The 24,129-nt window shown below is 68.2% G+C and carries 24 protein-coding genes; 9 read left to right on the top strand and 15 right to left on the bottom strand.

Annotation, left to right across the window (positions count from 1 at the left end):
- Positions 1-47 precede the first annotated feature (47 nt).
- From HLH29_RS05925 to HLH29_RS05915, 3 genes are all read left to right on the top strand, one after another.
- Positions 48-257 carry a hypothetical protein gene (locus HLH29_RS05925; RefSeq protein WP_182965024.1) on the top strand — a complete coding sequence of 70 codons (210 nt, stop codon included), beginning with the start codon at positions 48-50 and terminating at the stop codon, positions 255-257.
- Between the two features lie 36 nt (positions 258-293).
- Positions 294-1,280 (top strand): zinc-dependent alcohol dehydrogenase family protein, encoded by a 987-nt coding sequence (locus HLH29_RS05920; protein ID WP_182965023.1) that lies wholly within the window; start codon positions 294-296, stop codon positions 1,278-1,280.
- 171 nt (positions 1,281-1,451) lie between these two features.
- Positions 1,452-3,221 (top strand): DEAD/DEAH box helicase, encoded by a 1,770-nt coding sequence (locus HLH29_RS05915; RefSeq protein WP_182965022.1) that lies wholly within the window; start codon positions 1,452-1,454, stop codon positions 3,219-3,221.
- Between the two features lie 58 nt (positions 3,222-3,279).
- Here HLH29_RS05915 and HLH29_RS05910 read toward each other — a convergent pair whose 3' ends face one another.
- Positions 3,280-3,672 carry a hypothetical protein gene (locus HLH29_RS05910; protein WP_246373840.1) on the bottom strand — a complete coding sequence of 131 codons (393 nt, stop codon included), beginning with the start codon at positions 3,670-3,672 and terminating at the stop codon, positions 3,280-3,282.
- Between the two features lie 225 nt (positions 3,673-3,897).
- Here HLH29_RS05910 and HLH29_RS05905 point away from each other — a divergent pair, with 225 nt between their 5' ends.
- Together HLH29_RS05905 and HLH29_RS05900 are read left to right on the top strand one after the other, a co-directional pair.
- Positions 3,898-5,094, top strand: coding sequence for a cation:proton antiporter (locus tag HLH29_RS05905; protein WP_182965020.1), 1,197 nt, complete (start codon positions 3,898-3,900; stop codon positions 5,092-5,094).
- Between the two features lie 111 nt (positions 5,095-5,205).
- The gene (locus HLH29_RS05900) at positions 5,206-5,673 is read left to right on the top strand and encodes a YbaK/EbsC family protein (RefSeq protein WP_182965019.1); all 468 of its coding nucleotides are present in this window, start codon (positions 5,206-5,208) and stop codon (positions 5,671-5,673) included.
- Positions 5,674-5,713: 40 nt separating this feature from the next.
- On the opposite strand, the gene HLH29_RS05895 is transcribed toward HLH29_RS05900, so the two are convergent.
- Complete coding sequence (locus tag HLH29_RS05895; protein WP_220791385.1) at positions 5,714-5,992, bottom strand: hypothetical protein; 279 nt, start codon at positions 5,990-5,992, stop codon at positions 5,714-5,716.
- Between the two features lie 265 nt (positions 5,993-6,257).
- On the opposite strand from HLH29_RS05895, the gene HLH29_RS05890 reads away from it, so the two are divergent.
- Together HLH29_RS05890 and HLH29_RS05885 are read left to right on the top strand one after the other, a co-directional pair.
- Positions 6,258-6,689 carry an Ivy family c-type lysozyme inhibitor gene (locus HLH29_RS05890; RefSeq protein WP_338030181.1) on the top strand — a complete coding sequence of 144 codons (432 nt, stop codon included), beginning with the start codon at positions 6,258-6,260 and terminating at the stop codon, positions 6,687-6,689.
- 188 nt (positions 6,690-6,877) lie between these two features.
- Positions 6,878-7,282 carry a hypothetical protein gene (locus tag HLH29_RS05885; RefSeq protein WP_182965017.1) on the top strand — a complete coding sequence of 135 codons (405 nt, stop codon included), beginning with the start codon at positions 6,878-6,880 and terminating at the stop codon, positions 7,280-7,282.
- A 43-nt stretch (positions 7,283-7,325) separates the two neighbouring features.
- Here HLH29_RS05885 and mdoH read toward each other — a convergent pair whose 3' ends face one another.
- The 3 genes from mdoH to HLH29_RS05870 all read right to left on the bottom strand — a co-directional run bounded on the left by mdoH (position 7,326) and on the right by HLH29_RS05870 (position 11,569).
- Entirely contained in the window at positions 7,326-9,521 is a 2,196-nt protein-coding gene (gene mdoH / locus HLH29_RS05880; protein ID WP_275944154.1) for a glucans biosynthesis glucosyltransferase MdoH, read from the bottom strand.
- Positions 9,509-11,047 (bottom strand): glucan biosynthesis protein, encoded by a 1,539-nt coding sequence (locus tag HLH29_RS05875; RefSeq protein ID WP_182965015.1) that lies wholly within the window; start codon positions 11,045-11,047, stop codon positions 9,509-9,511. Before HLH29_RS05875 ends, mdoH begins: the two co-directional genes overlap by 13 nt.
- A gap of 180 nt (positions 11,048-11,227) precedes the next feature.
- Entirely contained in the window at positions 11,228-11,569 is a 342-nt protein-coding gene (locus HLH29_RS05870) for a winged helix-turn-helix domain-containing protein (RefSeq protein WP_182965014.1), read from the bottom strand.
- Positions 11,570-11,672: 103 nt separating this feature from the next.
- Between HLH29_RS05870 and HLH29_RS05865 the strand changes: the two genes are divergently transcribed.
- Complete coding sequence (locus HLH29_RS05865) at positions 11,673-12,206, top strand: GNAT family N-acetyltransferase (RefSeq protein ID WP_220791384.1); 534 nt, start codon at positions 11,673-11,675, stop codon at positions 12,204-12,206.
- Between the two features lie 21 nt (positions 12,207-12,227).
- On the opposite strand, the gene HLH29_RS05860 is transcribed toward HLH29_RS05865, so the two are convergent.
- The 5 genes from HLH29_RS05860 to HLH29_RS05840 form a co-directional block, all read right to left on the bottom strand.
- Entirely contained in the window at positions 12,228-13,730 is a 1,503-nt protein-coding gene (locus HLH29_RS05860; RefSeq protein WP_182965050.1) for a mannitol dehydrogenase family protein, read from the bottom strand.
- Positions 13,714-14,802, bottom strand: a complete 1,089-nt coding sequence (locus HLH29_RS05855) for an FUSC family protein (protein ID WP_246373838.1) — start codon at positions 14,800-14,802, stop codon at positions 13,714-13,716. Before HLH29_RS05855 ends, HLH29_RS05860 begins: the two co-directional genes overlap by 17 nt.
- 31 nt (positions 14,803-14,833) lie before the next feature.
- On the bottom strand, positions 14,834-16,399 hold the full coding sequence (locus HLH29_RS05850) for a DegQ family serine endoprotease (protein ID WP_182965012.1): 1,566 nt from the start codon (positions 16,397-16,399) through the stop codon (positions 14,834-14,836).
- A gap of 95 nt (positions 16,400-16,494) precedes the next feature.
- Positions 16,495-17,169, bottom strand: a complete 675-nt coding sequence (locus tag HLH29_RS05845; protein WP_182965011.1) for an SGNH/GDSL hydrolase family protein — start codon at positions 17,167-17,169, stop codon at positions 16,495-16,497.
- A complete protein-coding gene (locus tag HLH29_RS05840; protein ID WP_182965010.1) occupies positions 17,169-18,395 on the bottom strand; it encodes an OpgC family protein in 1,227 nt (408 codons plus the stop codon). Before HLH29_RS05840 ends, HLH29_RS05845 begins: the two co-directional genes overlap by 1 nt.
- A gap of 206 nt (positions 18,396-18,601) precedes the next feature.
- On the opposite strand from HLH29_RS05840, the gene HLH29_RS05835 reads away from it, so the two are divergent.
- Entirely contained in the window at positions 18,602-19,714 is a 1,113-nt protein-coding gene (locus HLH29_RS05835; RefSeq protein ID WP_182965009.1) for an Mrp/NBP35 family ATP-binding protein, read from the top strand.
- On the opposite strand, the gene HLH29_RS05830 is transcribed toward HLH29_RS05835, so the two are convergent.
- Genes HLH29_RS05830 through queA form a run of 5 tightly spaced genes read right to left on the bottom strand, consistent with a single transcriptional unit; the run spans position 19,692 to position 24,098 of the window.
- Positions 19,692-20,519, bottom strand: coding sequence for a TerB family tellurite resistance protein (locus tag HLH29_RS05830; RefSeq protein ID WP_182965008.1), 828 nt, complete (start codon positions 20,517-20,519; stop codon positions 19,692-19,694). The genes HLH29_RS05835 and HLH29_RS05830 overlap by 23 nt on opposite strands.
- Before the next feature lie 33 nt (positions 20,520-20,552).
- Complete coding sequence (locus HLH29_RS05825; RefSeq protein WP_182965007.1) at positions 20,553-20,801, bottom strand: ribbon-helix-helix domain-containing protein; 249 nt, start codon at positions 20,799-20,801, stop codon at positions 20,553-20,555.
- On the bottom strand, positions 20,798-21,871 hold the full coding sequence (gene queG / locus HLH29_RS05820; RefSeq protein ID WP_182965006.1) for a tRNA epoxyqueuosine(34) reductase QueG: 1,074 nt from the start codon (positions 21,869-21,871) through the stop codon (positions 20,798-20,800). Before queG ends, HLH29_RS05825 begins: the two co-directional genes overlap by 4 nt.
- The gene (tgt, locus tag HLH29_RS05815) at positions 21,871-23,034 is read right to left on the bottom strand and encodes a tRNA guanosine(34) transglycosylase Tgt (protein ID WP_182965005.1); all 1,164 of its coding nucleotides are present in this window, start codon (positions 23,032-23,034) and stop codon (positions 21,871-21,873) included. The genes queG and tgt overlap by 1 nt, the downstream gene beginning before the upstream one ends.
- Positions 23,031-24,098 (bottom strand): tRNA preQ1(34) S-adenosylmethionine ribosyltransferase-isomerase QueA, encoded by a 1,068-nt coding sequence (gene queA / locus HLH29_RS05810; protein WP_182965004.1) that lies wholly within the window; start codon positions 24,096-24,098, stop codon positions 23,031-23,033. The genes tgt and queA overlap by 4 nt, the downstream gene beginning before the upstream one ends.
- Positions 24,099-24,129 lie beyond the last annotated feature (31 nt).

Below are 24,129 nucleotides of genomic sequence, written 5' to 3'. Positions count from 1 at the left end.
ATCATTTGAATATAATGAGTATCACACCTTGCCCGATGGAGTCCCGGATGCAGCGCCACCTCTCGACCGGTTCCACCCTGATCTCCTCCCTGCTGGCCCACGATCGGACCGGTGGGCCATCTCCCCGTCGCGACCGCCCTCTCTCCCCGTCACCCTGGCCCGACCCCACGCGTCCCCCTCTGGAATCACGATCGGGTCATCGCCTGGGCGCGCTGATCCAGATCATAGCGCAGGGCCATGCCGACATGATGGAATGAGCAGGCAATCCCGACCAACGCGCCGGAGACCCGACCATGCATGCGATGAGACTGGATGCCCCGCACACCCCACTGCAATGGGTCGAACTGCCCGACCGCCAGCCCGGCCCCGGCCAGATCCGGGTGCGGGTCTGCGCCTGCGGCGTCTGCCGCACCGACCTGCATGTGGTGGACGGCGACCTGCCCTTTCCCGGCCACCCGGTCATACCGGGGCACGAGATCGTAGGGCGGATCGACGCGCTGGGCGAAGGGGTGCAGGGCCTGCAACTGGGGCAGCGGGTGGGCATTCCCTGGCTTGGCCATACCTGCGGCGTCTGCCGCTACTGCCACACCGGCCACGAAAATCTCTGCGACCACCCGCTCTTCACCGGCTACACGCGCGATGGCGGCTATGCCACCGCCGCCATCGCCGATGCGCAATATGCCTTTCCACTGGGCGAGGAAGGCGACGATGTCGCGCTGGCCCCCCTGCTATGCGCGGGCCTGATCGGCTGGCGATCGCTGGTGATGGCGGGCGAGGACGCAGGGACGCTGGGCCTCTACGGCTTCGGCGCCGCCGCCCATATCATCGCCCAGGTCGCGATCTGGCAGGGCCGCAAAGTGTACGGCTTCACCCGCCCGGGCGACCGCGCAACGCAGGATTTCGCACGCGGCCTCGGCGCGGTCTGGGCCGGCGGATCGGACGAACTGCCGCCCGAACCGCTGGATGCCGCCATCATCTTCGCGCCGGTGGGCGCGCTGGTACCCGCCGCCCTGCGCGCGGTGCGCAAGGGCGGACGCGTCGTCTGCGCCGGCATCCATATGAGCGAGATCCCGGCCTTTTCCTACGATCTGCTGTGGGAGGAACGGCAACTGGTCTCGGTCGCCAACCTGACGCGACAGGACGGGATCGATTTCCTGTCCCTGGCGCCGAAAATCGGCATTCGCACCAGCACGACGCGCTACCCCCTGCGCGATGCCAATCGCGCGCTGGACGACCTGCGCGCCGGACGGTTCGAGGGCGCGGCCGTCCTGGTTCCCTGATTCCACAGGGTCGCCCCCTGCCGGGCGCAGGGCAGGCCCCTGCGACGCGACGGCGCTTTCGCTCTGGTATTTTCGGCTGCGATTCTTTATGGAGCGCGATCCCGCCATTGTGCCCTTGCCTGTCTCGCGCCACGTCGCGACGTGGCTTCTTCTGTCCGGATGATCCGCCCCATGCCTTTTCCCGAAACCCACCCCGCCCTTCGGCGCGCGCTCGACGCGCGCGGCTATGACGAGCCCACACCGGTCCAGCAGGCCGTGCTGGATGTCGCGGCGGACGGCAAGGATCTGCTGGTGTCGGCCCAGACCGGATCGGGCAAGACGGTGGCGTTCGGGCTGGCAATGGCCGACACCCTGCTGGGCGGGGCGGAACGGTTCGGGCCCGCCGGCGCGCCCTTGGCCGTCATCGTCGCCCCCACGCGCGAGCTGGCCATGCAGGTCCAGCGCGAACTGACATGGCTGTACGCGCCGGCGGGCGGGCGCATCGTCTCGTGCATCGGCGGCATGGACGCGCGGCGCGAGGCACGGGCGCTGGAACTCGGCGCCCATATCGTCGTCGGCACCCCCGGACGGCTCTGCGATCACCAGCGCCGCGGCCGGCTGGTCCTGTCCGAACTGCGCGTCGTGGTGCTGGACGAAGCCGACGAGATGCTGGACCTCGGCTTCCGCGAGGAACTGGAGCAGTTGCTGGACGCGATGCCCGCCACGCGCCGCACGCTGCTGTTCTCGGCCACCATCGCCAAGGAAATCGCCTCGCTCGCGCGGCGCTACCAGCGCGACGCGTTGCGCATCGACACGCTGTCCGGCGCCCGCCAGCATGCCGACATCACTTACCGCGCCGTGCTGACCGACCCGCGTGAGATCATCCCGGCGGTGGTCAACATCCTGCGCTATACCGACAGCCCCACCTCCATGGTGTTCTGCGCCACCCGCGAACTGGTGCGCCACATGCAGGGCGCGCTGCTCGAACGCGGCTTCGCCTCGGTCGCGCTGTCGGGTGAGCTGGGCCAGAACGAGCGCACCCGCGCCATCGACAGCCTGCGCACCGGCCAGGCCAGCGTCTGCGTCGCGACCGACGTTGCGGCGCGCGGCATCGACATTCCGGCACTCGCCCTGGTGGTGCATGCCAGCCTGCCCACCGACAGCGCCACCCTGCTGCATCGTTCGGGCCGCACCGGCCGTGCCGGGCGCAAGGGCGTGTGCGCCCTGGTCGTACCGGTCTCGATGCGCCGCCGCGCCGAGCGGCTGCTGGCCATGGCCAAGGTCACGGCGGAATGGACCGCCGTCCCCACCGCCGATGCCATCCGCGCCCAGGATTTCGAACGGCTGCTGACCGACCAGAGCCTGACCGAAGCCGCTGCCCCCGGTGACGAGGAACAGGTCGCCCGCCTGGCCGCCGACCGCACCCCCGAACAACTGGCGACCGCCCTGCTGCAGATGTACCGCGCCCGCCTGCCGGACCCGGAGGACATCCGCCCCCTGCGCGTCGACGCCCCCCGCCCGGCGCGTGACGGCGAACCCGCCGCCCGCCGCGAGCGCCCGACCCGCGACGAACAGGGCCCGCGCGGCGACGGCGTGTGGTTCTCCATGAGCGTCGGACGGCAGGACAAGGCCGATCCGAAATGGCTGGTGCCGCTAATCTGCCGCCTGGGCGGCGTGCGCAAGAACGAAATCGGCTCGATCCGCATCGCCGGCGACCATACGCTGTTCGAAATCGCCACGGCCTCGGCCGAGCGCTTCAGCGCCTGCGTCGCCGCCACCGATTCCGACGAGGTCCAGATCAGCCCGGCACAGGCCCCGGCCGGCGGCGGCGGTGGCCGAGACGGCGATCGCGGCCCCGGCGGCGCGCCGCGTGGACGTGGCCCCCGTGGCGCCCCCCCGTCCGGCGCCCCCCGGCGTCGTCCGGCGGCCGGCCCGTCATCGTCGCGCAAGCGCGGCGCATAAAGCCGGCAGAACGGTGACCCGCCTGGATCACACGATCCGGGCGGGTCATCGCAGTCTTTTACAACCCTCCCGTCAGCATGTTGGCTGCGTTCGTCCGCGTCTGCTGACCCAGCGCATTCAGACGGTTCTGTTCGGTCGTGCCGGCGTTGCGCAGACGGTCCATCTGGCGCTGCGGCGTATTGCGCACGGCGTCGACGGCATCGCGACCGCTTTGTACCCGCTGCTGCACGCCGTTCGTCACCCCATCGCGATAGGCACGGCCACGGCCCGCCAGGCAATCCTCGCGCTGGGCCAGGCGACCGGCGACATCCCATCCCGGCGCCGTCGACTGGTTGCGGGACTGGGTACAGGCGTCATCCGCCGCGCGGGCAGCCGGCATGGCGGTGGTCAGCCCACCCGCCAGAACGGTCATGGGCAGGGCAAGAGCAAGCAGGGATTTCCGGATCGTCATCAATCGATTCTCACATTCTGTAACTACAGCGCACGGAACCATGCCGTCATGGCGGGAATAGGTCCATCGTATGGCAGAACCGGGCCAGCCGCATGGGTCGCCCGCCATGCGGGCACGGGCGGTCAACGGCCCGGCCATCGTCCCCGATTGATCCCTGAACATCATTTAATATATGCATGGAACGCATAGATAACGGTCAGCAGCACGCGGAGTCGCACGGACGGCATGAATGTCATCGCGGATTTCGGCGTATTCGTGATGGTTCCCTGGCTGGCCTGGCGCCTGCTGGGGCGGACGATTCCGATCGCGGTGCTGCCGATCGTGGTGGGTATCCTGATCGCCGTGACGGGCTGGCCCGTCGATCGGCTTGGCGTGCCGTCCGCCACAGGCGACCTGATCGGCTGGGTGGCCGTATTGATCCTGGCCTTCACCGCCGGGCTGGAAATGTGGCAGCACCCCGGCGAGGACCCATCGACCGCCATGCCGGAAACCTCCCTGCCCCGGCTACTGGGCAGCGCATTCGTCGCCCTGGCCATACCGTTCGGCATCGGCACGCTGCTGGTCCATGCGGTGCTGATGCCCCAGCCAGACTGGCAGGCGCCGGACGGGCAGAATTGGGTCGGCGCCATGGCGATCGGCCTGTGCATCGCCGTCAGCGCCCTGCCGGTCCTGATCGGCATCGTCCGCGAACTGGCCCCCACCGAACGGGGGGTCGGACAATTGGCGCTGCGGCTGGCCGTCGTGGACGACATGGCGCTGTGGACCGGGCTGGCGGCGCTGCAATTCGCGGCCAAGGGCTCCGCCGCGCTGCATGGATGGAGCCATCTCCAGATCCTGGCGGTCATGCTGCTGGGCGCGATGGTGGTGGTCAGCGGCTGGGCAACCCGCCGTTTTCCCGCACCGCCCCTCTGGCTGATCTGGGCGGTGCTGCCGGTATGGCTCGCGGCCGGATCATGGGCCAGCATGCAGTTGGGCCTGCATGAGCTGATCGGCGCCTATGCCGCCGGCGCGCTGATGCCGCCCCGCTGGTTACGTCGCCTGCCGGTCGAACAGGTGGGCAGCCTGGCGCTGGTCTGGCTCGCGCCACTCTTCTTCGGCCATAGCGGCATGCATATCGACGGCCGCGCCCTGACCTTTCCCTCCATCCTGGCGTCGCTGCTGCTGGTCGGGGTGTCGATCGCCAGCAAGCTGGGCGCGGTCTGGCTGTATCCGCCGTCACCCGGCCTCCGCGGCCGGCGGGCGCTGGCGGCCGGGGCCCTGCTGCAATGCAAGGGGCTGATGGAAATCGTCGCCGCCACCATCCTGCACCAGCGCGGCATGGTCTCCAACTTCGCCTTTGCCTCGCTCATGCTGCTGGCCGTGATCTCAACCGTGCTGACCGGCCCGATGTTCCGCCTGTTCGGCGGCGACCGGGAGGCATGAGTCCCCCGCACTCGACGACATCTGGCAGACGGGCCAGGATACGGCGCGAGACGCGTCAGGGATGCCCAAGGAGCCGTTGCCCATGTCCACCCCCTTTCCCCATTCCGCCCGATGAGCCTGGACTCCGTCCGCGCCTTCCTGGCCGAGCGCGCGCCCGACCTGGCCATCATCGAACTGGACCAGCCGACCGCAACGGTGGCCGAGGCCGCCGCCGCGCACGGCACGCATCCCGCGCAGATCGCCAAGACCATCTCGCTGCGACTGGGCGAACAGGTGGTGCTGGTGGTTGCGGCCGGCACCGCCCGGCTGGACAATCGCAAGACCAAGGATGCCTTCGGCCACAAGCCGCGCATGCTCGACCGCGCGGAGGTCGAGCAATTGACCAGCCACCCGGTGGGTGGCGTCTGTCCGTTCGGGCTGCCCGCCCCGCTACCGGTCTATTGCGACGTATCGCTGCGCGCTTTCGAAACGGTCATTCCCGCCGCCGGCGCGATCAACAGCGCCGTGCGCCTGTCGCCCGACCGGCTGGCCGAACTGACCGAGGCCATCTGGGTCGATGTCTGCCAGGCGCCGGCCTGAAAACGCGATCGGGAAAGCGGGCCGGCGGCGGCCCGCCGCTTCAGCGGATCGTCAGGCGAGGTTGCGGAACCTCGACCGTCGGCACCGGCTGAAGCTGCACGGAAGGCGCCGGCGGGGCGGCCCCGATCTGTGGCGCGGTCTTGACCACCGCCACCGGAATGGCGGTGTAACGCGGCTTGGGCGGCGCCTTGGGATGCCGCGACAAGGTCGCGAACAGCACGCCATAAGCCACGGCAAGCACGACCAGCACCCCGAGCTTGAGCTTTTTCGGATTCGGTAACCGGGGCAAGACAGACGAGGGCGCGAAACGCTGGCGCATGGCGGGGACGATATTCCTGAACGGGCGGTGCGCCGGCACGCGGCTGATGGGGCGATCCTACACCAGACGGACGCACCCTGCCACGGGTAGCCCCGCTTTACGTTTCCTCCCCAAAAATGGGCTACGGGAAGAATATTTTAAACTTCGCGCCCGGATAAGCGTCCTGTGACCTCGGGCAGCCGAAGGTTTTGGCATGAATCTGACGGCGTGCCGGTATCAGGCAGCGCCGGAAGACGCTCACCTTCATCTCAGGAGCCATGCCGACGTGCCGTGTCGTCTTACGCGTCTCATCCATGCCTGCTCCATTGCCCTGCTTCTGATCGACCATCCCGCCAGGGCGACCGAACCGCCGCAAACCGCCGACCTGCTGCTCGAGGCCGCCTATCGCCGGGCCTATGTCGTCATGCAGCGCTTTCCGGATTGGATCAGTCGCGGACAGGCCACGTCGACGCCCGTGACGCAGGTCGCAACCGGCGGCCACGCCTATCTTCTGGGGCATCTGTGCAAGCCGCACGATTGCGGCAACAACCAGCTCGATATCGTTTTCGCGGCCGATGGCCACGCCGCCTGGGGGTTGCTGCATGTCCGGCCCGACGCGCAGCATCCGTTCCTGCAAAGCTGGCTGGGCAATCCCGATGAGGACATCCAGGCCCTTCTGCTGCGGAACTACGCCGCCCACAATCCACCTTCCCCTTGAAAGCATCGCGGGGCGCAGGCGGGCGTCGCGCCCGGCACCCTTTCGTCCATCGGCACTTCCTGCCATAGTCCCGCCGATCCCGCGGCGCCGCCGCCAGACTGGCCCGGCGCCCCCCGGGGAAAGCACGGGATCGCTGTCGAGCAGCACGCGTCGCGTCCCCGGGGCCTCGCGCCAGTGGAATGCCCAGTGTGACGATCACCCATCCCGGCCGGCTGGCCATCCTGTTCCTGTCCGGCATCCTCGCCGCCTCTCCCGCGATCGCGCAGGACGATGAGGAGGGGGCGCCGTCCTCCACCACGGTCGAACTACAGAAACTGGTCGCGGTCCTGCAAAGCGACCCCAACGCCACCAGCCAGCCATGCGTCGACGCCCTGACCGAACTGCACAAGACCCAGGACACGCTGGAAGCCGAACAGAAACGGACCAACGATCCCGATGTCGGGGTCGCGCGTGATGTGCTGGAAACGGATTTCGAAACCGCAGTCCAGTCCTGCAGTCCAGACGCCACCGCATTGTGTGAAAAGAACGGCAACGACCCCAAGCTGACCCGCGCCTGCATGGCGCTGGACCAGCCCGCCGCGCCGTCGAAGTAAACAGCCGTCAGGGGCAGGACGCTGGCGCATCCTGCCCCATCATTCAGGCGCGCAACCCACTGCCCCGCAGGGCGTCGAGCCGCGCCAGACCATCCGCACTGCCCAGCACCGCAGCCTTTTCCGTCCGCCCCAATCGCAAAGCGGCGCTGTCGGCATTGGGGCTTTCCGCCAGTTTCAGCAAGCCCACCAGCAGATCGGGATTGATCGGGTCGCCGGGCCGTCGCGGCGGCGGCAGCATCACGCGGTGCGCCGCCATCAGCGCCGGGTCGGCCAGCAGCAGATGGATCGCCTCGCCCCCCTCGGCCTCCGGCCGGGCGGCATTGGCGGCGGCGGCGCGGCGCAGGATGTCCGGCGGCGACGTCTCCTCGGGGATCAGCAGCAGCCCGACACGCAGCAGCGCCTGTCCGGCATCGCGGCTGCTGGTCGCAGCCGCCAGCGGGATGGCAAAGACCAGCCCCAGCAGCACCGGCGTCATCCACAGGAACAGCGGGATCGACACGCTCCACGCACATCCGCCCAGAACCAGGCCGAACAGCGTATAGACCCAGTAGCCCCGCACCGTCTCCATGAACGGCACCCCGCCATCGTCACGCCGCTGCGCATTCCAACCCGAATCCCGCCCCAGCAGGATCGACAGCACACCAGAGGTCTGGATCAGCATCGCCACCGGCGCAACCAGGCCGCCGATCAGCGTCTCGACCAGCACCGACAGCGCCGCCCGCACCGCCCCGCCGCAGCCCCGGCGCGCCGCCGGATCGAACAGCAGCGCCACATAGGCCAGCAGCTTGGGCGCCAGCAGGATCCCCATGGTGACGATGAACACGTATTTCGCCTGTTGGGGATCGACGTGCGGCCAGTTCGGATACAAGGATTTGGTGTCGCCGAAATATTCCGGCTTCTCGAAGCGGGACTGCAGCGAGATCAGGATACCCGCGAGCAGGAACAGCAGCCACATCGGCGAGGTAACGTAGGAGCCGATGCCCATCAGCATATGCATCCGGCTGACCCAGTTCAGGCCGCGCGTCCCCACCACCTTGGCATGCTGCAGATTGCCCTGGCACCAGCGACGGTCGCGGATCGCGATGTCGGTCAGCGAGGGCGGGCTCTCCTCGTACGAACCAGACAGGCCCGGCACCATGTGGATGGCCCAGCCACCCCGGCGCATCAGCGCGGCCTCGACAAAATCGTGGCTGAGGATATGGCCGCCGAAGGGCTTGCGCCCCGGCAGGTGCGGCAGACCGGCCTGCTCGGCGAAGGCACGGGTGCGGATCACCGCATTATGCCCCCAGTAATTGCCCTCCGCGCCGTGCCACCAGGCAATGCCGTGGGCGATCAGCGGTCCATAGACCCGGCCCGCGAATTGCTGCATGCGCGCGAACAGCGTGGTGCCGTTGACGATTTCCGGCAGGGTCTGGATCAGGCCCACACCCGGATGGCGCTCCATCGCGGCAACGATGCGCACCACCGTTGCGCCCGCCATCAGGCTGTCGGCATCCAGCGTGAGCATCTGCGCGTAGGCCCCGCCGAAGCGGCGCACCCATTCGGCAATGTTGCCCGCCTTGCGCTCGGTATTCACCGGCCGCCGACGGTAGAAGATGCGCGCATCCCCACCCGTCGCGGCCCGCAGGGCCAGGAACGCGGCCTCTTCCTCGACCCACACATCAGGATTGGTGGTGTCGGACAGGATGAAGAAATCGAACGATTCCAGCCGGCCCGTCGCCGCCAGGCTGTCATACATGGCGCGCAGCCCGGCCATTACCCGCCCCGGGCTTTCATTATAGGTCGGCATCAGCAGGGCGGTACGACTGGACAGCGAAGGCAACGGCCCCTCCCGCGCAATCCCCAGCCCCAGTCCGCCATGCCGCAACAGCGACACGAAACCGCCCAAGGCGGAGGCGAAGGCCAGCGCAATCCACTGAAACAGCAGCACGAACAGCACCAGCACGACCACGCCCAGCACCGAATAGCCCGCCGAGTTCAGCACCCGGTTCATCTCGTAGGCGCCATAAGCCGTCAGCAGGGTGGCCGAACCGATCACCGCCAGCCGCCGCAGCGCCATCAGCGCGGGTTCGGTCACCGGCGTACGCGGCCGGCCGTGCGTCAGCGGCAGCGCCGACAGCGATTGCGTCGCCATCCCCATCGGGGATTCGTCAGGCAGGGCGCGAAAGCCGCCGCCGCCCGGTCCACGCCCGAACCCGCCGTCCGCGCCCGTCCGCGCGCTCTCGCCTAGGGTGTCCATCGATAGGTCCATTGCTCGGATACCGGCCCCGCATCATTGGCCAGAACACAGGTCAGCTCGGCGATCTTGGCGTCACCGGGCGCGAATTCGAATGTCGTGCGCCAGCCATGGATGGCCGGATCAGGCTCGACCACAACATTGCGGATCGTGCCGGCCGAACTGCTGGGCACCAGATGGAACCTGGCATCGGGGGGCAGATTGTCGAACGGTGCGCCGCTGAAATCGATCGCGAAGAACCGCGCGGCCGGATCGTCGGTCACCGCGCCCACGCGGGTGGCGGCAATCCGCGCCAGCCGGGTCGGCCAGGGTGTATCCCACCCCCAGTACATGCGATAGGTAAAGGCATATTCCTTCCCCGCCGCCAGCCCGCCGCCCGGACGCCAGAACGAGACGATATTGTCGTTCACCTCGTTCGGCGTTGGAATTTCCACCAGATCAACCGCACCGGCGCCCCAGTCACCGATCGGTTCGATCCACAGCGACGGACGTTTTTCGTAATTCAGCGCCAGATCCTCGAAATCGGCGAAGGCACGCTTGCGCTGCATCAGGCCGAAGCCGCGCACCGAATTGTCCGAAAAAGCCGAGAATTGCAGGTCGCGCGGATTGCGCAGCGGCCGCCACAATTGCTGGCCGCTGCCGGTCCAGATCGACAGTGCCTCGCTGTCATGCGCGGCGGGGCGCCAGTCATCGACATGATTGCGGTCGTTGGCGTCGAAATAGAACATGCCCGTCAGCGGCGCGATGCCCGGCTCGTCGATCTTCGTGCGCGGATACACGTAGGATTGAACGTCAAAGACGGTCATGTCACCCGGGCGGATGGTGAAGCTGAAGGCCCCCGCGACCGAGGGGCTGTCCAGCAGCGCATGCACGACCACGGAATCGACGCCCGGCTGTGGCTTCTCCAGCCAGAAGGCGCGGAACAGCGCGAATTCCTCGCCCTTCGGATTACCCGTTCCATCGGCAAAACCCCGCGCCGACAGGCCGTAATTCTGCCCCTTCGCCACCGCGCGGAAATAGGACGCGCCGAGAAAGACGCAGAATTCCTCCATCACGCCCGGCGTGTTGATCGCATAGCGCAGCCGCAACCCGGCAAAACCCACATTATCCGCGACCTTCAGCTTCGGGTCGCCATAAGTGAACAGGTCGGGACTGTAGGGCACCGGCGACGATTTGCCGTCCGCGACCTCATAGATCTCGATGCGCGGACGGTAGAGAAACCCGCGCGGGAAGAACTCCACGTCGAAGGCCAGATTCTGGCCGTGCCACAGCGCCTGATCCTCGCGATAGGCGATCGAGCGGTACTGGTCGAAATTCAGCGAATCGATCGCCGAAGGCAGCGTCTGCTCGGGCGCGCGATAGGCGCTGCGCGACAGGCGTTCGGCGATCCGCCGCACCGTGCTGGCATCGAAGGCCCCGGTCGGCGCGGGGGCGCCCGGCACGTCGGCATGGGCCGCGCGCGCGCCTGCCCCCAGCAGCGACAGCAGCGACACACCCGCCCCGGTCTTCACGAGATCGCGTCTTAACATCCCAACTCCCCGAACGCCGCACCCCGCGGCGCCATCCGTCTATGATCTGCCACCGGCGCCACCGCGCCGGCACTCTCCTGCCATACAGGCAATCTTTTATTTATGACAAAGGCCTGTGGCCATATTGCGGCGCGCTGTTACAATTCCCAAACGCGAAATCACCAGTGCGACAGACTCCCTTCAGCGCGGCGCGAGGCGCGCGGCCAGCTCCCGCAGGGCCGGCAGGGCCGCCTGTGCCGCCCGCTCCTCGACCTCGCGATACAGGCGCAGGATTTCAGCCCCCGCCGGCGACAGTTCGGCACCGCCGCCGCCGCCCGGACGGGTCGCGACCACCGGTTCCAAGAAGGCCGCGTTCATGGCTTCGACCAGCAGCCACGCACGCCGATAGGACATGCCCATCGCCCGCGCGGCACCGGAAATCGAGCCACTTGCACCAATGGCTTCCAGCAGGCGGATCTTGCCATGACCCAGCAACGGCGCGTCATGCGCGTCGATCCGCACCGTCAGACGCGTATCCTCCATCCCGCACCGTCTCCAATCTCGATACATTCCCGGCGCTATCCGCCCGCGCGCCGCATGCTATGCTGGAGTTGTCGCCTGCCTGTCGAGAGCGTTTTTACCGCCCATGCCAACCACCCCCTCTCCACTCGGGCCCCGCCAGGCAAGCTGGCGCGCCATGCGCCCGGACGACCTGCCCGCCGTGCTCAATATCGCGGCGCAGGTGCATCCCGCCTATCCCGAGGGTGCGGCGGTCTTCACCGAGCGACTGGCGCTATGCCCCTCAGGCTGCCTGCTCCTCGATGGCGGCACGGGACCCGAGGGCTATGTCCTCAGCCATCCCTGGTGCGCCGCCGCCCCGCCGGCGCTGGATTGCGCGCTGGGCGCGCTGCCGGCACGTCCGGATTGCTGGTACCTGCATGATATCGCGCTGCTGCCCGATGCCAGGGGCCGGGGCGCCCCAAGCGCCGCGCTGGCGATCCTGGCCCAACGCGCGGCACAGGCCGGCCTGTGCCGGATCGCGCTGATCGCCACCGGCAGCGCCGGAGCCTACTGGCTGCGGGTCGGCTTCACCCCGATCGACCTGCCCGAGGCCGCCACGATCCTGGCCAGCTATGACCCCAAGGCGCGATTGATGATCCGCGCGGTACATCCCGCCTGACACAGCGCCCCGGCAAAGCCATCAGTCCGGCAGGCCGCCATACTGCACCAGCGCGGCCCGCACACCGATGTCACGAATGGCCCGACGGGCGGCGACGATGGCATCGGTCAGCGCGGGAGACTGAATATCGCGCCAGCCATCGAAGGCCGGAAGGGCCAGGGCCGCACCCAAATCTTCGGCCTCCGCCAGTTCCAGTTGCGCGGCGTCCAGCGTCGGTTCGGTGGGCGTGTATGGCACGCCCGTTTCGTCCACCCCACGCAGCGCTTCCAGATAGGCGGCGATGCCAAAGGCGATACACCGCAGATCTCCACCATCTGACAGCGCACACCGTACCGTCTCGGTCCAGAAAACCTGGATCTTGGACGATCCATCGCCGCCGATCCGCAGCAGTTGATCCGCCATCGCTGGGTTGGAAAAGCGCCGCAGCACGCTGCGCCGATAATCCTGCGGGTCCCGTCCCGGCGGCGCGTCCAGACGCGGAATCACATCCAGTTCCAGATAGGCATTGACGAGCCGCGCCAGATCGGGGTCGCGCAGTGCCTCATCCACCTGGCGGTAGTCCAGCAGGATACCGGGAAAGGCCAGCAGGATATGCGACGCGTTCAGCATCCGCACCTTCACGTGCTCATAACCGGTCACATCGGTGACAAACTGGACGCCAGCCTCTTCCAGCGCCGGCCGGCCGGCGCAGAACCGGTCCTCCACCACCCATTGGGTGAAATCCTCGGCCACCAGCGGCAACGCGTCGTCCAGCCCGCTGGCGGCATTCAGCGCGCCGGCAATCGCATCATCCACCGACGGCGTGATGCGATCGACCATGCCGTTGGGGAAGGTGACATGCGCCTCGATCCAGGCGGCGAGGTCCGGATCGCGCGCCCTGGCAAAACCCAGGAACGCCGCCCGCGCGACATCCCCATTATGGCGCAGATTGTCGCAGGAGAGCACGGTGAACGGCCCCACCCCGGCGGCCCGGCGCCGGGCCAGAGCCTCGACAACATAGCCGAAGATTGTCGTCGGCGGGGCGCCGCCGGCCAGATCGGCCCGCACCGCAGCATGATCCAGGCGAAATTCCCCCGTCGTCTCGTCGATATTGTAGCCACCCTCGGTGATCGTCATGCTGACGATGCGCACCGACGGGTCGGCCAGTAGGTCCGGCACCGCCTTCGGGTCGGCAGGGGCCAGCAGGTACCCACGCGGGGCACCGATCACCCGCACCGCGCGCCCACCGTCCGGGGCGGCCTCGGTCAGGGAATAGAGACAATCCTGCGCCGCGAACTGTTCGGCCTTGCGTTCGGAACGCCCGCCCGCCATCAGGCCGACACCGACGATACCCCACCCGTGCTGTCCCGCCAGCGCCAGGCAGCGATCAACGTAGAAGGCCTCGTGCGCGCGGAAGAAATTGCCAACGCCGAAATGCACGATGCCGGTTCCGATGGTGGCCGGATCATAGGCTGGGGCCGATACACCATCCGGCAGAGCGCTCACATCGTCCGGTTCAGCATGGCGCCTACCCTCCGCTTTTATTCACCTCTGAATATGGAAGCGCCGCACCATCAGACCAGACCGCCCGAACCGCGCGCTCCAGATCGTCATGCAGCATCCCCAACGTAAACTGCATGGGCGGGCTCCAGTACGGGCCCGGCGGGTGCAGCACGGCCAGTACCGCCGCCGCATCCTCCCGCGCGATCAGCCGGCGTCCGCGCGCCGCACGGGCGCAGCGGCGCGAAAGCTGCGACAGCACGCGCGCCAGCGCCCGGCGTTCGGCATCCAGCGCGGCATCCACGGTCGGCAATTCCCCGGCCTCGGTCGCCGCCCGGGCGGCGAAGACGGCGCTGCCCCGGAGGCGCCGCAGCAGACCCGGCAGAACATCCAGCAGCGGATCGGGCCGCCGGCGCAGGACGCGCAGCCCCTCCACCCGGGTTTCGGCCACCGCGCCGTAGATTTCCTGCAGATGGGTGCGGCAGGCCTCGTCGATCGTCTCGATCGTGTCATGGTCAAGTTCGCCGCGCAACGCCCGGTCCAGCAGATCCGCGATATCGGCAATCAGCCGGCCCGAGGCGGTCAGCACATCACCCCGCGCCGCATCGTGCAGCACGAACATCGTGACCACCAGCGAGGTCACGACGCCGATCAGGATCGAGGCGATCCTGTCCAGCGGCCGCAGGAACGGGTCGCCGCTGATGGGAAACAACAGGACAATCATCAGCGTCACGGCGGCAAAGCGCAGGTTCGGCCGCGCTGCCGCCAGCAGCGCCAGCGGTGTCAGCGCCAGCCAGAAGGCCAGCCAGCCCGGCATCGTCCCGGTCTGGACCAGCAGGATGGCGAACAGGCCCGCCCCCGCGCCCACCAGCGTGCCCACGATCTGGTCGCGCCCGGTGGTCAGGGTCTGGGTGATGCGGCTCTGCGTGACGATGACCGAGGTGATCACCGACCACACCGGCTCATGCAGATGCACCGCCCGCGCCAGAAGATCCGACAGCAGAACCGACACCAGCAGGCGCGCTGCCTGGCGGATCTCGGCCCCCCGTGGCTCCAGCAGCCGGCGAATCGTCGCCCAGCGCGCGGGCGGCGGCGCGGCCGGTACGCCCGCCGTCATGGCGTCATGCTCCATCATGCGGCCACGGAATTTATTTCGCGTCGTCCGCCAGCGACAGAGGCACCCAACGCAGACCATCGCCGTTCTGGACCAGGAACAGGATCGACCGCCGGTGCTTCGCCCGCGCCGCATCGACCAGGCGCCGCAGGTCGGCGGGTGTGGCAACCTCCGCCTGCTGGACCTGGGTAATCACGTCTCCGGCGCGCAAACCACGGTCCGCTGCCGCGCCGTCCTGGGCCACGCTGGTCACGACCACGCCCTTCTGCCCTTCGGCCAGATTGAATTTCTGACGGGCGACGTCGTCGATTGCCCCCACGGTCAGGCCCAGCCCCTGAAGCTGCACGCTGCCCTGCGCCTTGGTATCGGGCTTGGGTGCCGGCGCTTCCTTGGGGTCTTCCGGCAACGCACCGACCGTGACCGAGGCCGTCACCACCTGGCCATGCCGCCAGACGCCCAGCTTCACCACCTGTCCGGGGGCGGTATCGGCCATCAGGCGCGGCAGGGCGCGACCGTCGATATCCTTGCCGTTCAGCGTCTGGATCACGTCACCGACCTGCAATTTGGCGGCGGCGGCCGGCCCCTTGGCCTCGACACCGGCGATCAGCGCGCCGTGCGCGGCCTTCAGCCCCAGCCCATCGGCGATATCCTGCGTCACGTCCTGAATCCGCACGCCGATCCAACCGCGCGAGACCTTGCCGGTGCGGCGCAGCTGATCGATGATTCCCCGCGCCTCGGCCGAGGGGATCGAAAACCCGATGCCGATCGACCCGCCGGACGGCGAATAGATCGCGGTATTGATCCCGATCACCTGCCCCTGCATGTCGAACAGCGGGCCACCCGAATTGCCCTTGTTGATCGGCGCATCGGTCTGGATGAAATCGTCATACGGCCCCTGCTCGATATTGCGGCCACGCGACGAGATGATGCCCGCCGTCACCGTGCCCGACAGGCCGAACGGGTTGCCGATCGCCAACACCCAGTCGCCAACCCGCGCATGATCGCTGTCGCCGAAGGACACGGCCGGCAGCGGGTGAGGCGTCTCGACCTTCAGTACCGCGAGGTCGGTCCGGTCGTCATGGCCCAGCAGCCTGGCCTTGAGCACGGTATTGTCCTGGAGCGTCACCGTGATCTGGTCCGCATGCCGGATGACGTGGTTGTTGGTGACAACGATCCCCGACGCATCGATGATGAAGCCCGATCCCAGGGCCTGCATCTTGCGCGGCGCGGCCTCGGGGCCGTTCTGGTGGCTCATGAAGTCGTGGAAGAATTTCTCGAAGGGTGACCCCTCGGGGAAATTCGGGATCTGCGGCGCGTCCTCGCCATCGCCCTCCGAATCCCCCTCATCGTCCCCCGGCTTGACCGTCTCGGTCGTCGAGACATTGACCACCGCCGGCAGCAGCCGCGCCGCCAGGTCGGCGAAACTGTCAGGGGTACCCCGGCCCGGCGCGGGCAGGCGGATCGACGGCGCGGCATCAACTTGCGGGGATGCCACCATCGCGGGTTCAGCCCGGGCACCCCCCGCCGCGATCAGGGAAAGAGCCGCCGCCAGCCCGACAGCGGCGAACGGACGATGGGAAACCGGAACAGGCAGGGACATGGGGTAAAGCGCTTCCACCAGGCAGGTCGTCGTGATCCGACTATCCTAGAGCATGATCGCGCCCAAATCGGAAGGGCGGACCGTCCCACCGGCAATCACCCGCCGTGCGCGAACGCTCCCACCGGCGCCCCCGTCAGCTCCACCAGCCACCGCGCGACCGCCTCCCCCAGCAGCAGGTAGCCTTGGTCACCCATATGCAGCCCGTCGGGCGACAATTCGTCACGGTCCATGCCCAGTTCCGCACACCAGGATTTCATGCGGGCATAGCGCCCGAAGACCGGGATCCCCAATTCCGCCCCGATGCGATGCACGGCCGGGACGAAAGGCGGAAAGGCTGCGCATTCCTCAAGCATGCGGCAATATTGCGGGTCGATCAGCGCCAGATCAGCCCCCGTGCCACGGGTGGTCAGCAGGTCCTGGCGCGTCAGGTCCTCATAGGTTTCCAGCTTCACGCCCTGCCAGGCGTCGTTGCTGCCCGTCTGCCACATCACAAGATCCGCCTCGTCGGCCAGCACGCCGGGCAGCCGATCGTGCATTTCCTGCGCGCCGTTGCCGCCGATTCCGCGATTGATCACCGTCAGCCCGCCAGTCACGAAGGGGGCGAGACTGCGTTCAAAAACTGCGGCGAATCCATGTTCCGGACTGCTGGCGCCGATCCCTTCGGTGGTTGAAGACCCGAACAGGGTCACGCGCACCTTCTGGCCGCGCCGCAGCCGATCGGTCAGGCGCGGCAGGACAGGAGAGGGCGGAAGGTCGGTCGCATCATTCATCAATGGGCTCTTTCCATCACGGTCGCGGCGGGCGCCGGATTGCCGCGCACCTCAGCCGCCGGAGCGCGTCCCGCCTGAAGTTGTTTCTGCCTGACACGGACCCGGTCGAGAACCGCCGCCAGGCCCCACAGGATCGTGAATCCGATCACATTCACCGCGATCTGCAGCATCCAGCCGGACCCGAAGGAGGTAAAGACCAGCCGGGCATACAGGTCGATCACCGTCCCGACCGAGAAGACTTCCAGCGAATGGCGCCCGAACAGCGCCATGACCCGCCCGATGCGCCCTTCGGCGGCACCGCGCACACCGTGCGAGGACTGGACGAGATAGAAGATCGCCAGCACGTCCAGCAGCCGCAGCGGCGCGAGCACGCTCTTGTCCGGCGCAGTCAGGGCGAAGGGCCGCAGGTCGGGCAGGCCCCATTGCTGCCAGGGAAAGGCCTCCAGCGCGGAGACCGCCAGATAGACACCGCAGGCCCAGCGCAGCCAGCCCCGGCGCGGCAGGCTGCCGTCGTGCCGCCCCGCCACCACGGCGCCGCAGGCCCCCAGAGTGAAGAGGAACTGCCAGGCCAACGGGTCGAAATACCAGCCGTCCGGGTCCAGCCAGTTGGGGAAATTGATCGAGGGGTCGAGATTGATCAACAGCCACAGGCCGCCACTGAGCGCCAGCGTCAGCCGCAGGCTCGTGCGGATCAGCAGGTAGATCAGCGGAAAGACACCCAGCAGCACCATGTAGAGCGGCAGAATGTTCAGATTGCTGGGCAGGGCGTCGAGGAACATGACACGCCAGAAGGAACTCAGCCCATGCGCCAGTTCGGGTTCGAGGAAATCGACAGGCACCGGCCAGAAGGCACGCCAGTAACGGATGGTCGCCGTTGTCACCACCACCATGACGGCCTGGAAAACATACAGCCGCGCGCAACGCCGCCACACCCGGCCCACACCGGCACGCAGTCCCACCCGCTGGAAATTCCGGCCATAGGCCAGCCACGAGGCATAGCCCGCCAGCAGCACGAAGATCTCCGCCGCGTCGGCAAAGCCGACATTGCGCAACGTGAAGCGGTTCAGCACGTTCTGCGGAATATGGTCGACGAACATCATCAGCAGCGCGACGCCGCGTAGTGCATCGATCCGATGGTCTCGCCGGCCCCCCGACGGCCTCACAGGCACCGTCGCCCCTTGTCCTGACCCGGACGAAACCTGCGGGCGAGGCGCGGATGCAGTCATATCAGCCGGTTCTCCTGTCCGCCGCAACATGCGGCGTCTTTCGACAAATGGAGCGGAACCGCCCGCCACTCCAGTCCCGTTGCGATTTCTTACATATGCCCCGAACATGCCCGTGCGACCATTCCGATTTGCGCGCAGACGGTTTTCGCCTATGTCCGGGCAACGACGCGACCACGCCCCGCGCGGCCGCCAGGGAAGGACTGACCATGACGGAACCCACGCCGGCGCAGATCACCGACATCCTGCACCAGGTCCGCGACGCGGACGGATCGACGATCCTGGACCATGCGGCCCTGGATACGACAATGTTGCGCGACGGGACATTGCATGTCGCCCTGACCACCGACCGGGCGGCGGCCGGACGCATCCAGCCCCTGCTTCCGGCGGCCGAACAGGCGCTGCGCGCCCTGCCCGGCGTCAGTACCGCGAGTGTGATCCTCACAGCCCATCGCCCCGCATCCGCCCCCGCGCCCGCACCGGGCGGCGGCCACCGGCCGCTGAACCTGGGCGGCCCCGGCGGTCGCCCCGCGCAGGGGCCGATCCTGCCTGAGGTGCGCACCGTCATCGCCGTGGCCTCGGGTAAGGGCGGCGTCGGCAAGTCCACCACCGCCGTGAACCTGGCCGTCGGGCTGGGGATGGAGGGGCTGCGCGTCGGCCTGCTCGATGCCGATATCCACGGCCCCTCCCTGCCACGCATGTTGGGCCTGCACCAACCGCCCCAGGTCCGCGAGGGCCGCATGGCGCCGCTGGAGGCGTGGGGCATCCGCGCCATGTCCATCGGCCTGCTGGTGGACGAACGGCAGGCGATGATCTGGCGCGGCCCGATGGTGATGGGCGCGCTGGGTCAGCTTCTGAGCGACGTGGAATGGGGCGCACTGGACGTGCTGGTGGTGGACATGCCCCCCGGCACCGGCGACGCGCAACTGACGCTGGCGCAGAAGGTCTCGCTGGCAGGCGCGGTCATCGTCTCCACCCCGCAGGATATCGCGCTACTCGACGCCCGGCGCGGGATCGCGATGTTCGAGAAGATGAACGTCCCCGTACTGGGCGTGGTCGAGAACATGTCCTATTTCTGCTGCCCGAACTGCGGCCACCGCACGGACCTGTTCGGCCATGGCGGCGCCCGGGCCGAGGCCGAGGCGCTGGGCGTGCCTTTCCTGGGTGAAATCCCACTGTTGGCCGATATCCGCGCCAGCGCTGACGCCGGCGCCCCCATCGTCATCTCGGCCCCCGACAGCCCCGCCGGCCAGGCCTATCAGGCACTGGCCCATACGGTGGCTGCGACGGTCAGGCGGGCTACAGCTTCCGGTCGCGCTTAACCCGGTCCCATGCCGCATTGATCTGCGCGATCCGCCCGGCCGCGGCCTCCAACGCCGCCTCGTCGGCTCCTCGAGCCGTCATGGCGTCGGGATGATGTTCGCGCACCAGGACACGCCAGGCTGCGCGCACTTCGGTGTCCGTCGCATTGCGGGCCACGCCCAGCACGGCATAGGCGTCGATCTCGCTCACATCGGGCCGCGCGCCGCCGGATTCGGCACGGTCCCACGCCCCGGGGCCGAGGCCGAAGGCCTGGTGCACCCGTCGCAGGAAACGGATTTCCGCCGGATGCAGTGCCTCGTCCGGTCCCAGATCGGCGCGGGCAATGCCGAACAGGACGGCGAGCGCCTCTTCCAGCATCTCAGACTTGTCGTGGAACGCCCGGCCCAACTCGACGGCGAAGGATTCGAAATCATCGACCCGCTGCCGCGCCTGATCGAACAGGCGGCCGACATCGCTAGCGTTCTCGGCAGGGATCTGAAACCGGCGCTTGAAGGCGTCGATTTCGGCCCGGTTCACCGGTCCGTCGCATTTGGCGACCTTGGCGCATAACACGACCATCACCAGCCCATAGAGCTGGTCGCGCTTGCCCATCACCGAGGCCAGCTTGGCCGCCACGAAAGTGGCCGCCCCATTCGGGTCGGCATTCATTCGGGGGCCCCAGCGGTCGGTCCAGCCGCCGACGGGCGTTTCCAGGATCGATCCGTTATCCGCCGCATGACCAAGCGCCGCGCCCAGCACGGCGCCCATGGGGCCGCCGACCGCGAACCCCGCCACACCACCGAATAATTTACCCCAGATCGCCATTCTTCCCGCCCAGATGTCCGGACCACCTATGGTCTAGCACGCGTGCGGCGTCCCCCCCAAATCAGCACGTGCCTGCGCCGCATGCAACGCTGCGACCCGCAGGGCGGACGCCAATGGCCGCGCCGGATCGCGCGCGGTGTCAATACCGGCGATCAGCGCTGGCAGGCCAAGCCCCCGCGCGCGCGCCATGCGTTCCAGCGCCGCCCAGAATTCGGGTTCCAGCGCCACGCTGGTCCGATGCCCGGACAGAATCAGGCTGCGCTTGACCAGGCCGCCGCTCATCCGGCCAGCCGCCCGGCCGCCCAGCGTGCGGTCTCGGCCACCACGGCGTTCGAATCATCACACAGGTCTCGCGCCACTGGCTCCAGGGCCGCATGACCCGAATTGCCAATAGCCACCAACACGTTGCGCACGAACCGGTCGCGGCCGATCCGCTTGACGGGCGAGCCCGAGAACAGGGCGCGGAACCCCGTATCGTCCAGAAGCGCCAGTTCAGCCAGGCGTGGCGCCGTCAGATCCTCGCGCGCCCGCAGCTTCATGTGACGCGACTCCGTGGCAAAGCGGTTCCAGGGACAGACCGCCAGGCAATCGTCGCAACCGTAGATCCGGTTCCCCATCGCCACCCGGAATTGCTCCGGGATCGGTCCGGGATTCTCGATCGTCAGGTACGAAATGCAGCGCCGGGCATCCAGTTGGTACGGTGCGGGAAAGGCGTCGGTCGGGCAGGCCTCCAGGCAGCGGTGGCACGACCCGCATCGGCCACCCGAAGCATCGGATGCCGGCAGGACCAGGGTGGTATAGATCTCACCTAGGAACAGCCAGCTTCCATGCCGGCGCGAGACCAGGTTGGTGTGCTTGCCCTGCCAGCCTAACCCAGCCTGCTCGGCCAGAGGCTTTTCCATCACCGGCGCGGTATCGACGAAGACCTTGACCTCGGGCGCGGCTCCCGCGCGCGCACCTTGAGCCACCACGAACTGGGCCAGATGCTTAAGCATGCCCTTGACCACATCGTGATAGTCGCGATGACGGGCATAGACCGAGATATTCCCCCGGTCAGCCAGATGCGTCGTCGCCAGCGCGTCGCCGGGCGGGGCGTAGGACAGACCCAGCGCGATCACGCTCCGGGCCTCGGGCCACAGAACGCGCGGATCGCCGCGCTGTTCTACCCGCTCGGCCAGCCAGTCCATCGCGCCATGATGGCCCGCCGCCAGAAAATCAGCCAGACGCTGCCGGGTGCCATCCCCCAGCGCGGCCTCGCAGAATCCCACCGCATCGAAGCCCAGCGCCAGCGCCTTGTCGCGAATGGCGTCGCGCAGCGCGACAGCTCGGCCGGGCAGCAGGCCTTGCTCCATCAGGGAACCGGTGGAATATCGGGCGGTGGCATCTCGTCCGGGGTCCAGTCCTCCATCGCCCATTGCGCGCGCAGCCACGCCGCGTGCGCGTCCAGCGAGCCCTCGACGATTGCCGACCGGATCCCGCGCATCAGGCGCTGGTAATAGGCCAGATTGTGCCACGTCAGCAGCATCGGCCCCAGGATCTCGTTCGCACGGAACAGATGGTGCAGATAGGCACGGCTATGCCGCGTGCAGGCCAGGCAGTCGCAATGCGGCGAGATCGGGCGCAAATCCACCGCATGCCGCGCATTGCGCAGGTTCAGCGTGCCGCGCTCGGTATAGGCACGCGCCGTGCGCCCCGCCCTGGTGGGCATGACGCAGTCGAACATGTCCACCCCGCGCTCGACGCTGCCCAGCAGGTCGTCTGGCGTACCCACCCCCATCAGGTAACGTGGGCTGTCCCACGGGATCAGCGGGGTGGTGGCGTCCAGCGTGGAGAACATCAGTTCCTGCCCCTCGCCCACCGCAAGCCCGCCGATGGCATAGCCCTCGAAGCCGATCCCGGTCAGGGCGCGCACGCTTTCGGCCCGCAATTCGGCCTCGGTGCCGCCCTGGATGATGCCGTACTGGGCGTAACCGGGGCGCTGCACGAAGGCTTCGCGGCAGCGTGCGGCCCAGCGCATCGACATCCGCATGGACTGTGCGATCACCTCGGGCGCGGCCGGCAGGGCCGGGCATTCGTCGAAGCACATGGTGATTGTGGCATCCAGTGCGTGCTGGATGTCGGTCGAGCGCTCAGGCGTCAGCCGATGCTTGGAGCCGTCGATATGCGAACTGAACGTTACCCCGTCCTGGTCCAGCTTGCGCAGCGGGCCCAGCGACATGACCTGGAAGCCGCCCGAATCGGTCAGGATCGGCCCCGGCCAGTCCATGAAGCGATGCAGCCCGCCCAGGGCACGCACCCGCTCCGCTCCCGGCCGCAACATGAGGTGATAGGTGTTGCCCAGCACGATACCGGCGCCGGTGGAGCGCACGGCGTCCATCGTCATCGCCTTGACGGTGCCGACCGTGCCCACGGGCATGAAGGTGGGCGTCGGCACCGTGCCATGGGCGGTATGCAGGTGCCCGGCCCGCGCGCGGCCGGAGCGGGCCTGCTCAACCCAGCGGAATGCGGTGCTCATGCGCCCGTCCCCTCGGGAGTCGACGCGCGATCCAGCAGGCAGGCGTCGCCATAGGAATAGAAGCGGTACCCCGTGCCGATGGCATGGGCATAGGCGTCGCGCATCCTGTCATATCCGGCAAAGGCGCAGACCAGCATGAACAGGGTCGAGCGCGGCAGGTGGAAATTGGTCATCAGCAGGTCCACCGCCCGGAAGCGGTAGCCCGGACGGATGAAGATCGCGGTGTCGCCATCGAAGGGGCGGATCGTGCCGTCGGGGTCGGCGGCGCTTTCCAGCAGGCGCAGCGACGTGGTGCCGACGGCGACGATCCGGCCGCCTGCGCGGCGGGTGCGGTTGAGCCGTTCCGCCGTTTCTTCGGTGATCACGCCGCGTTCGGCATGCATGCGGTGACCGGCGATGCTGTCGCCCCGCACCGGCAGGAAGGTCCCGGCACCGACATGCAGGGTCAGGGTGCAGCGCTCCACGCCCGCCGCGTCCAGGGCCGCCAAAAGCTGGGGGGTGAAGTGGAGGCCGGCGGTAGGGGCGGCTACGGCACCGCGATGGGCGGCGAAGATGGTGGCGTAGTCCTGCCGGTCCTGTTCGGTGGGTCCTTGGGGGCGGTCGATGTAGGGCGGCAGTGCGAGTACGCCGGCCTTCTGGAGAAAGGCGTCGAAGGCCTCGCCCTCGGTATCGAAGCGCAGGATCACCCCGCCCTCGTCATCGCGGGATACGATGTCGGCGGTGTTGGGCGTACCCGGAAAGGTCAGCACGTCGCCGGCGCGCAGCCGGCGGGCGTTGCGGGCCAGCGCGTGCCAGGTCCCGTCCGGCAGGATGCGGTCCAGCGTGATGCCGATCCGTGCTTCGCCCCGCCTTGCGTCGAGCTGTGCCGGGATGACGGCGGTGTCATTGGCCACCAGCAGGTCGCCCGGCCGCAGCAGCGTGGGCAGGTCGCGCACCACCCGGTCATGGAACGGGCCGGTCGGCATGATGTCCAGCAGGCGCGCGGCATCGCGCGGCCGCGCCGGATGTTCGGCGACCAGGGCGGGGGGCAGGTCGAAATCGAAATCGGAGACTTGGTCACTCATCGGACGCACCGTTTACGGAATCCGGCGCCGC

The sequence above is a fragment of the Gluconacetobacter tumulicola genome (assembly GCF_014174215.1).
In the GTDB taxonomy this organism is placed as follows: domain Bacteria; phylum Pseudomonadota; class Alphaproteobacteria; order Acetobacterales; family Acetobacteraceae; genus Gluconacetobacter; species Gluconacetobacter tumulicola.
Note: the sequence above shows the minus strand (reverse complement) of the source record. Positions and strands in the feature narration are given on the sequence as shown.

Coding starts and splice junctions, on each gene's coding strand:
- HLH29_RS05915 (WP_182965022.1), top strand. CDS start 1,452: ATGCCTTTTCCCGAAACCCACCCCGCCCTTCGGCGCGCGCTCGACGCG.
- queG (WP_182965006.1), bottom strand. CDS start 21,871: ATGGAGCAAGGCCTGCTGCCCGGCCGAGCTGTCGCGCTGCGCGACGCC.
- HLH29_RS05865 (WP_220791384.1), top strand. CDS start 11,673: ATGCCAACCACCCCCTCTCCACTCGGGCCCCGCCAGGCAAGCTGGCGC.
- HLH29_RS05845 (WP_182965011.1), bottom strand. CDS start 17,169: ATGAATGATGCGACCGACCTTCCGCCCTCTCCTGTCCTGCCGCGCCTG.
- tgt (WP_182965005.1), bottom strand. CDS start 23,034: ATGAGCACCGCATTCCGCTGGGTTGAGCAGGCCCGCTCCGGCCGCGCG.
- HLH29_RS05835 (WP_182965009.1), top strand. CDS start 18,602: ATGACGGAACCCACGCCGGCGCAGATCACCGACATCCTGCACCAGGTC.
- HLH29_RS05870 (WP_182965014.1), bottom strand. CDS start 11,569: ATGGAGGATACGCGTCTGACGGTGCGGATCGACGCGCATGACGCGCCG.
- HLH29_RS05875 (WP_182965015.1), bottom strand. CDS start 11,047: ATGTTAAGACGCGATCTCGTGAAGACCGGGGCGGGTGTGTCGCTGCTG.
- HLH29_RS05850 (WP_182965012.1), bottom strand. CDS start 16,399: ATGTCCCTGCCTGTTCCGGTTTCCCATCGTCCGTTCGCCGCTGTCGGG.
- HLH29_RS05905 (WP_182965020.1), top strand. CDS start 3,898: ATGAATGTCATCGCGGATTTCGGCGTATTCGTGATGGTTCCCTGGCTG.
- HLH29_RS05855 (WP_246373838.1), bottom strand. CDS start 14,802: ATGACGGCGGGCGTACCGGCCGCGCCGCCGCCCGCGCGCTGGGCGACG.
- HLH29_RS05825 (WP_182965007.1), bottom strand. CDS start 20,801: ATGAGCGGCGGCCTGGTCAAGCGCAGCCTGATTCTGTCCGGGCATCGG.
- HLH29_RS05900 (WP_182965019.1), top strand. CDS start 5,206: ATGAGCCTGGACTCCGTCCGCGCCTTCCTGGCCGAGCGCGCGCCCGAC.
- HLH29_RS05840 (WP_182965010.1), bottom strand. CDS start 18,395: ATGACTGCATCCGCGCCTCGCCCGCAGGTTTCGTCCGGGTCAGGACAA.
- HLH29_RS05920 (WP_182965023.1), top strand. CDS start 294: ATGCATGCGATGAGACTGGATGCCCCGCACACCCCACTGCAATGGGTC.
- HLH29_RS05895 (WP_220791385.1), bottom strand. CDS start 5,992: ATGCGCCAGCGTTTCGCGCCCTCGTCTGTCTTGCCCCGGTTACCGAAT.
- HLH29_RS05830 (WP_182965008.1), bottom strand. CDS start 20,519: ATGGCGATCTGGGGTAAATTATTCGGTGGTGTGGCGGGGTTCGCGGTC.
- mdoH (WP_275944154.1), bottom strand. CDS start 9,521: ATGGACACCCTAGGCGAGAGCGCGCGGACGGGCGCGGACGGCGGGTTC.
- queA (WP_182965004.1), bottom strand. CDS start 24,098: ATGAGTGACCAAGTCTCCGATTTCGATTTCGACCTGCCCCCCGCCCTG.
- HLH29_RS05910 (WP_246373840.1), bottom strand. CDS start 3,672: ATGACGATCCGGAAATCCCTGCTTGCTCTTGCCCTGCCCATGACCGTT.
- HLH29_RS05925 (WP_182965024.1), top strand. CDS start 48: ATGCAGCGCCACCTCTCGACCGGTTCCACCCTGATCTCCTCCCTGCTG.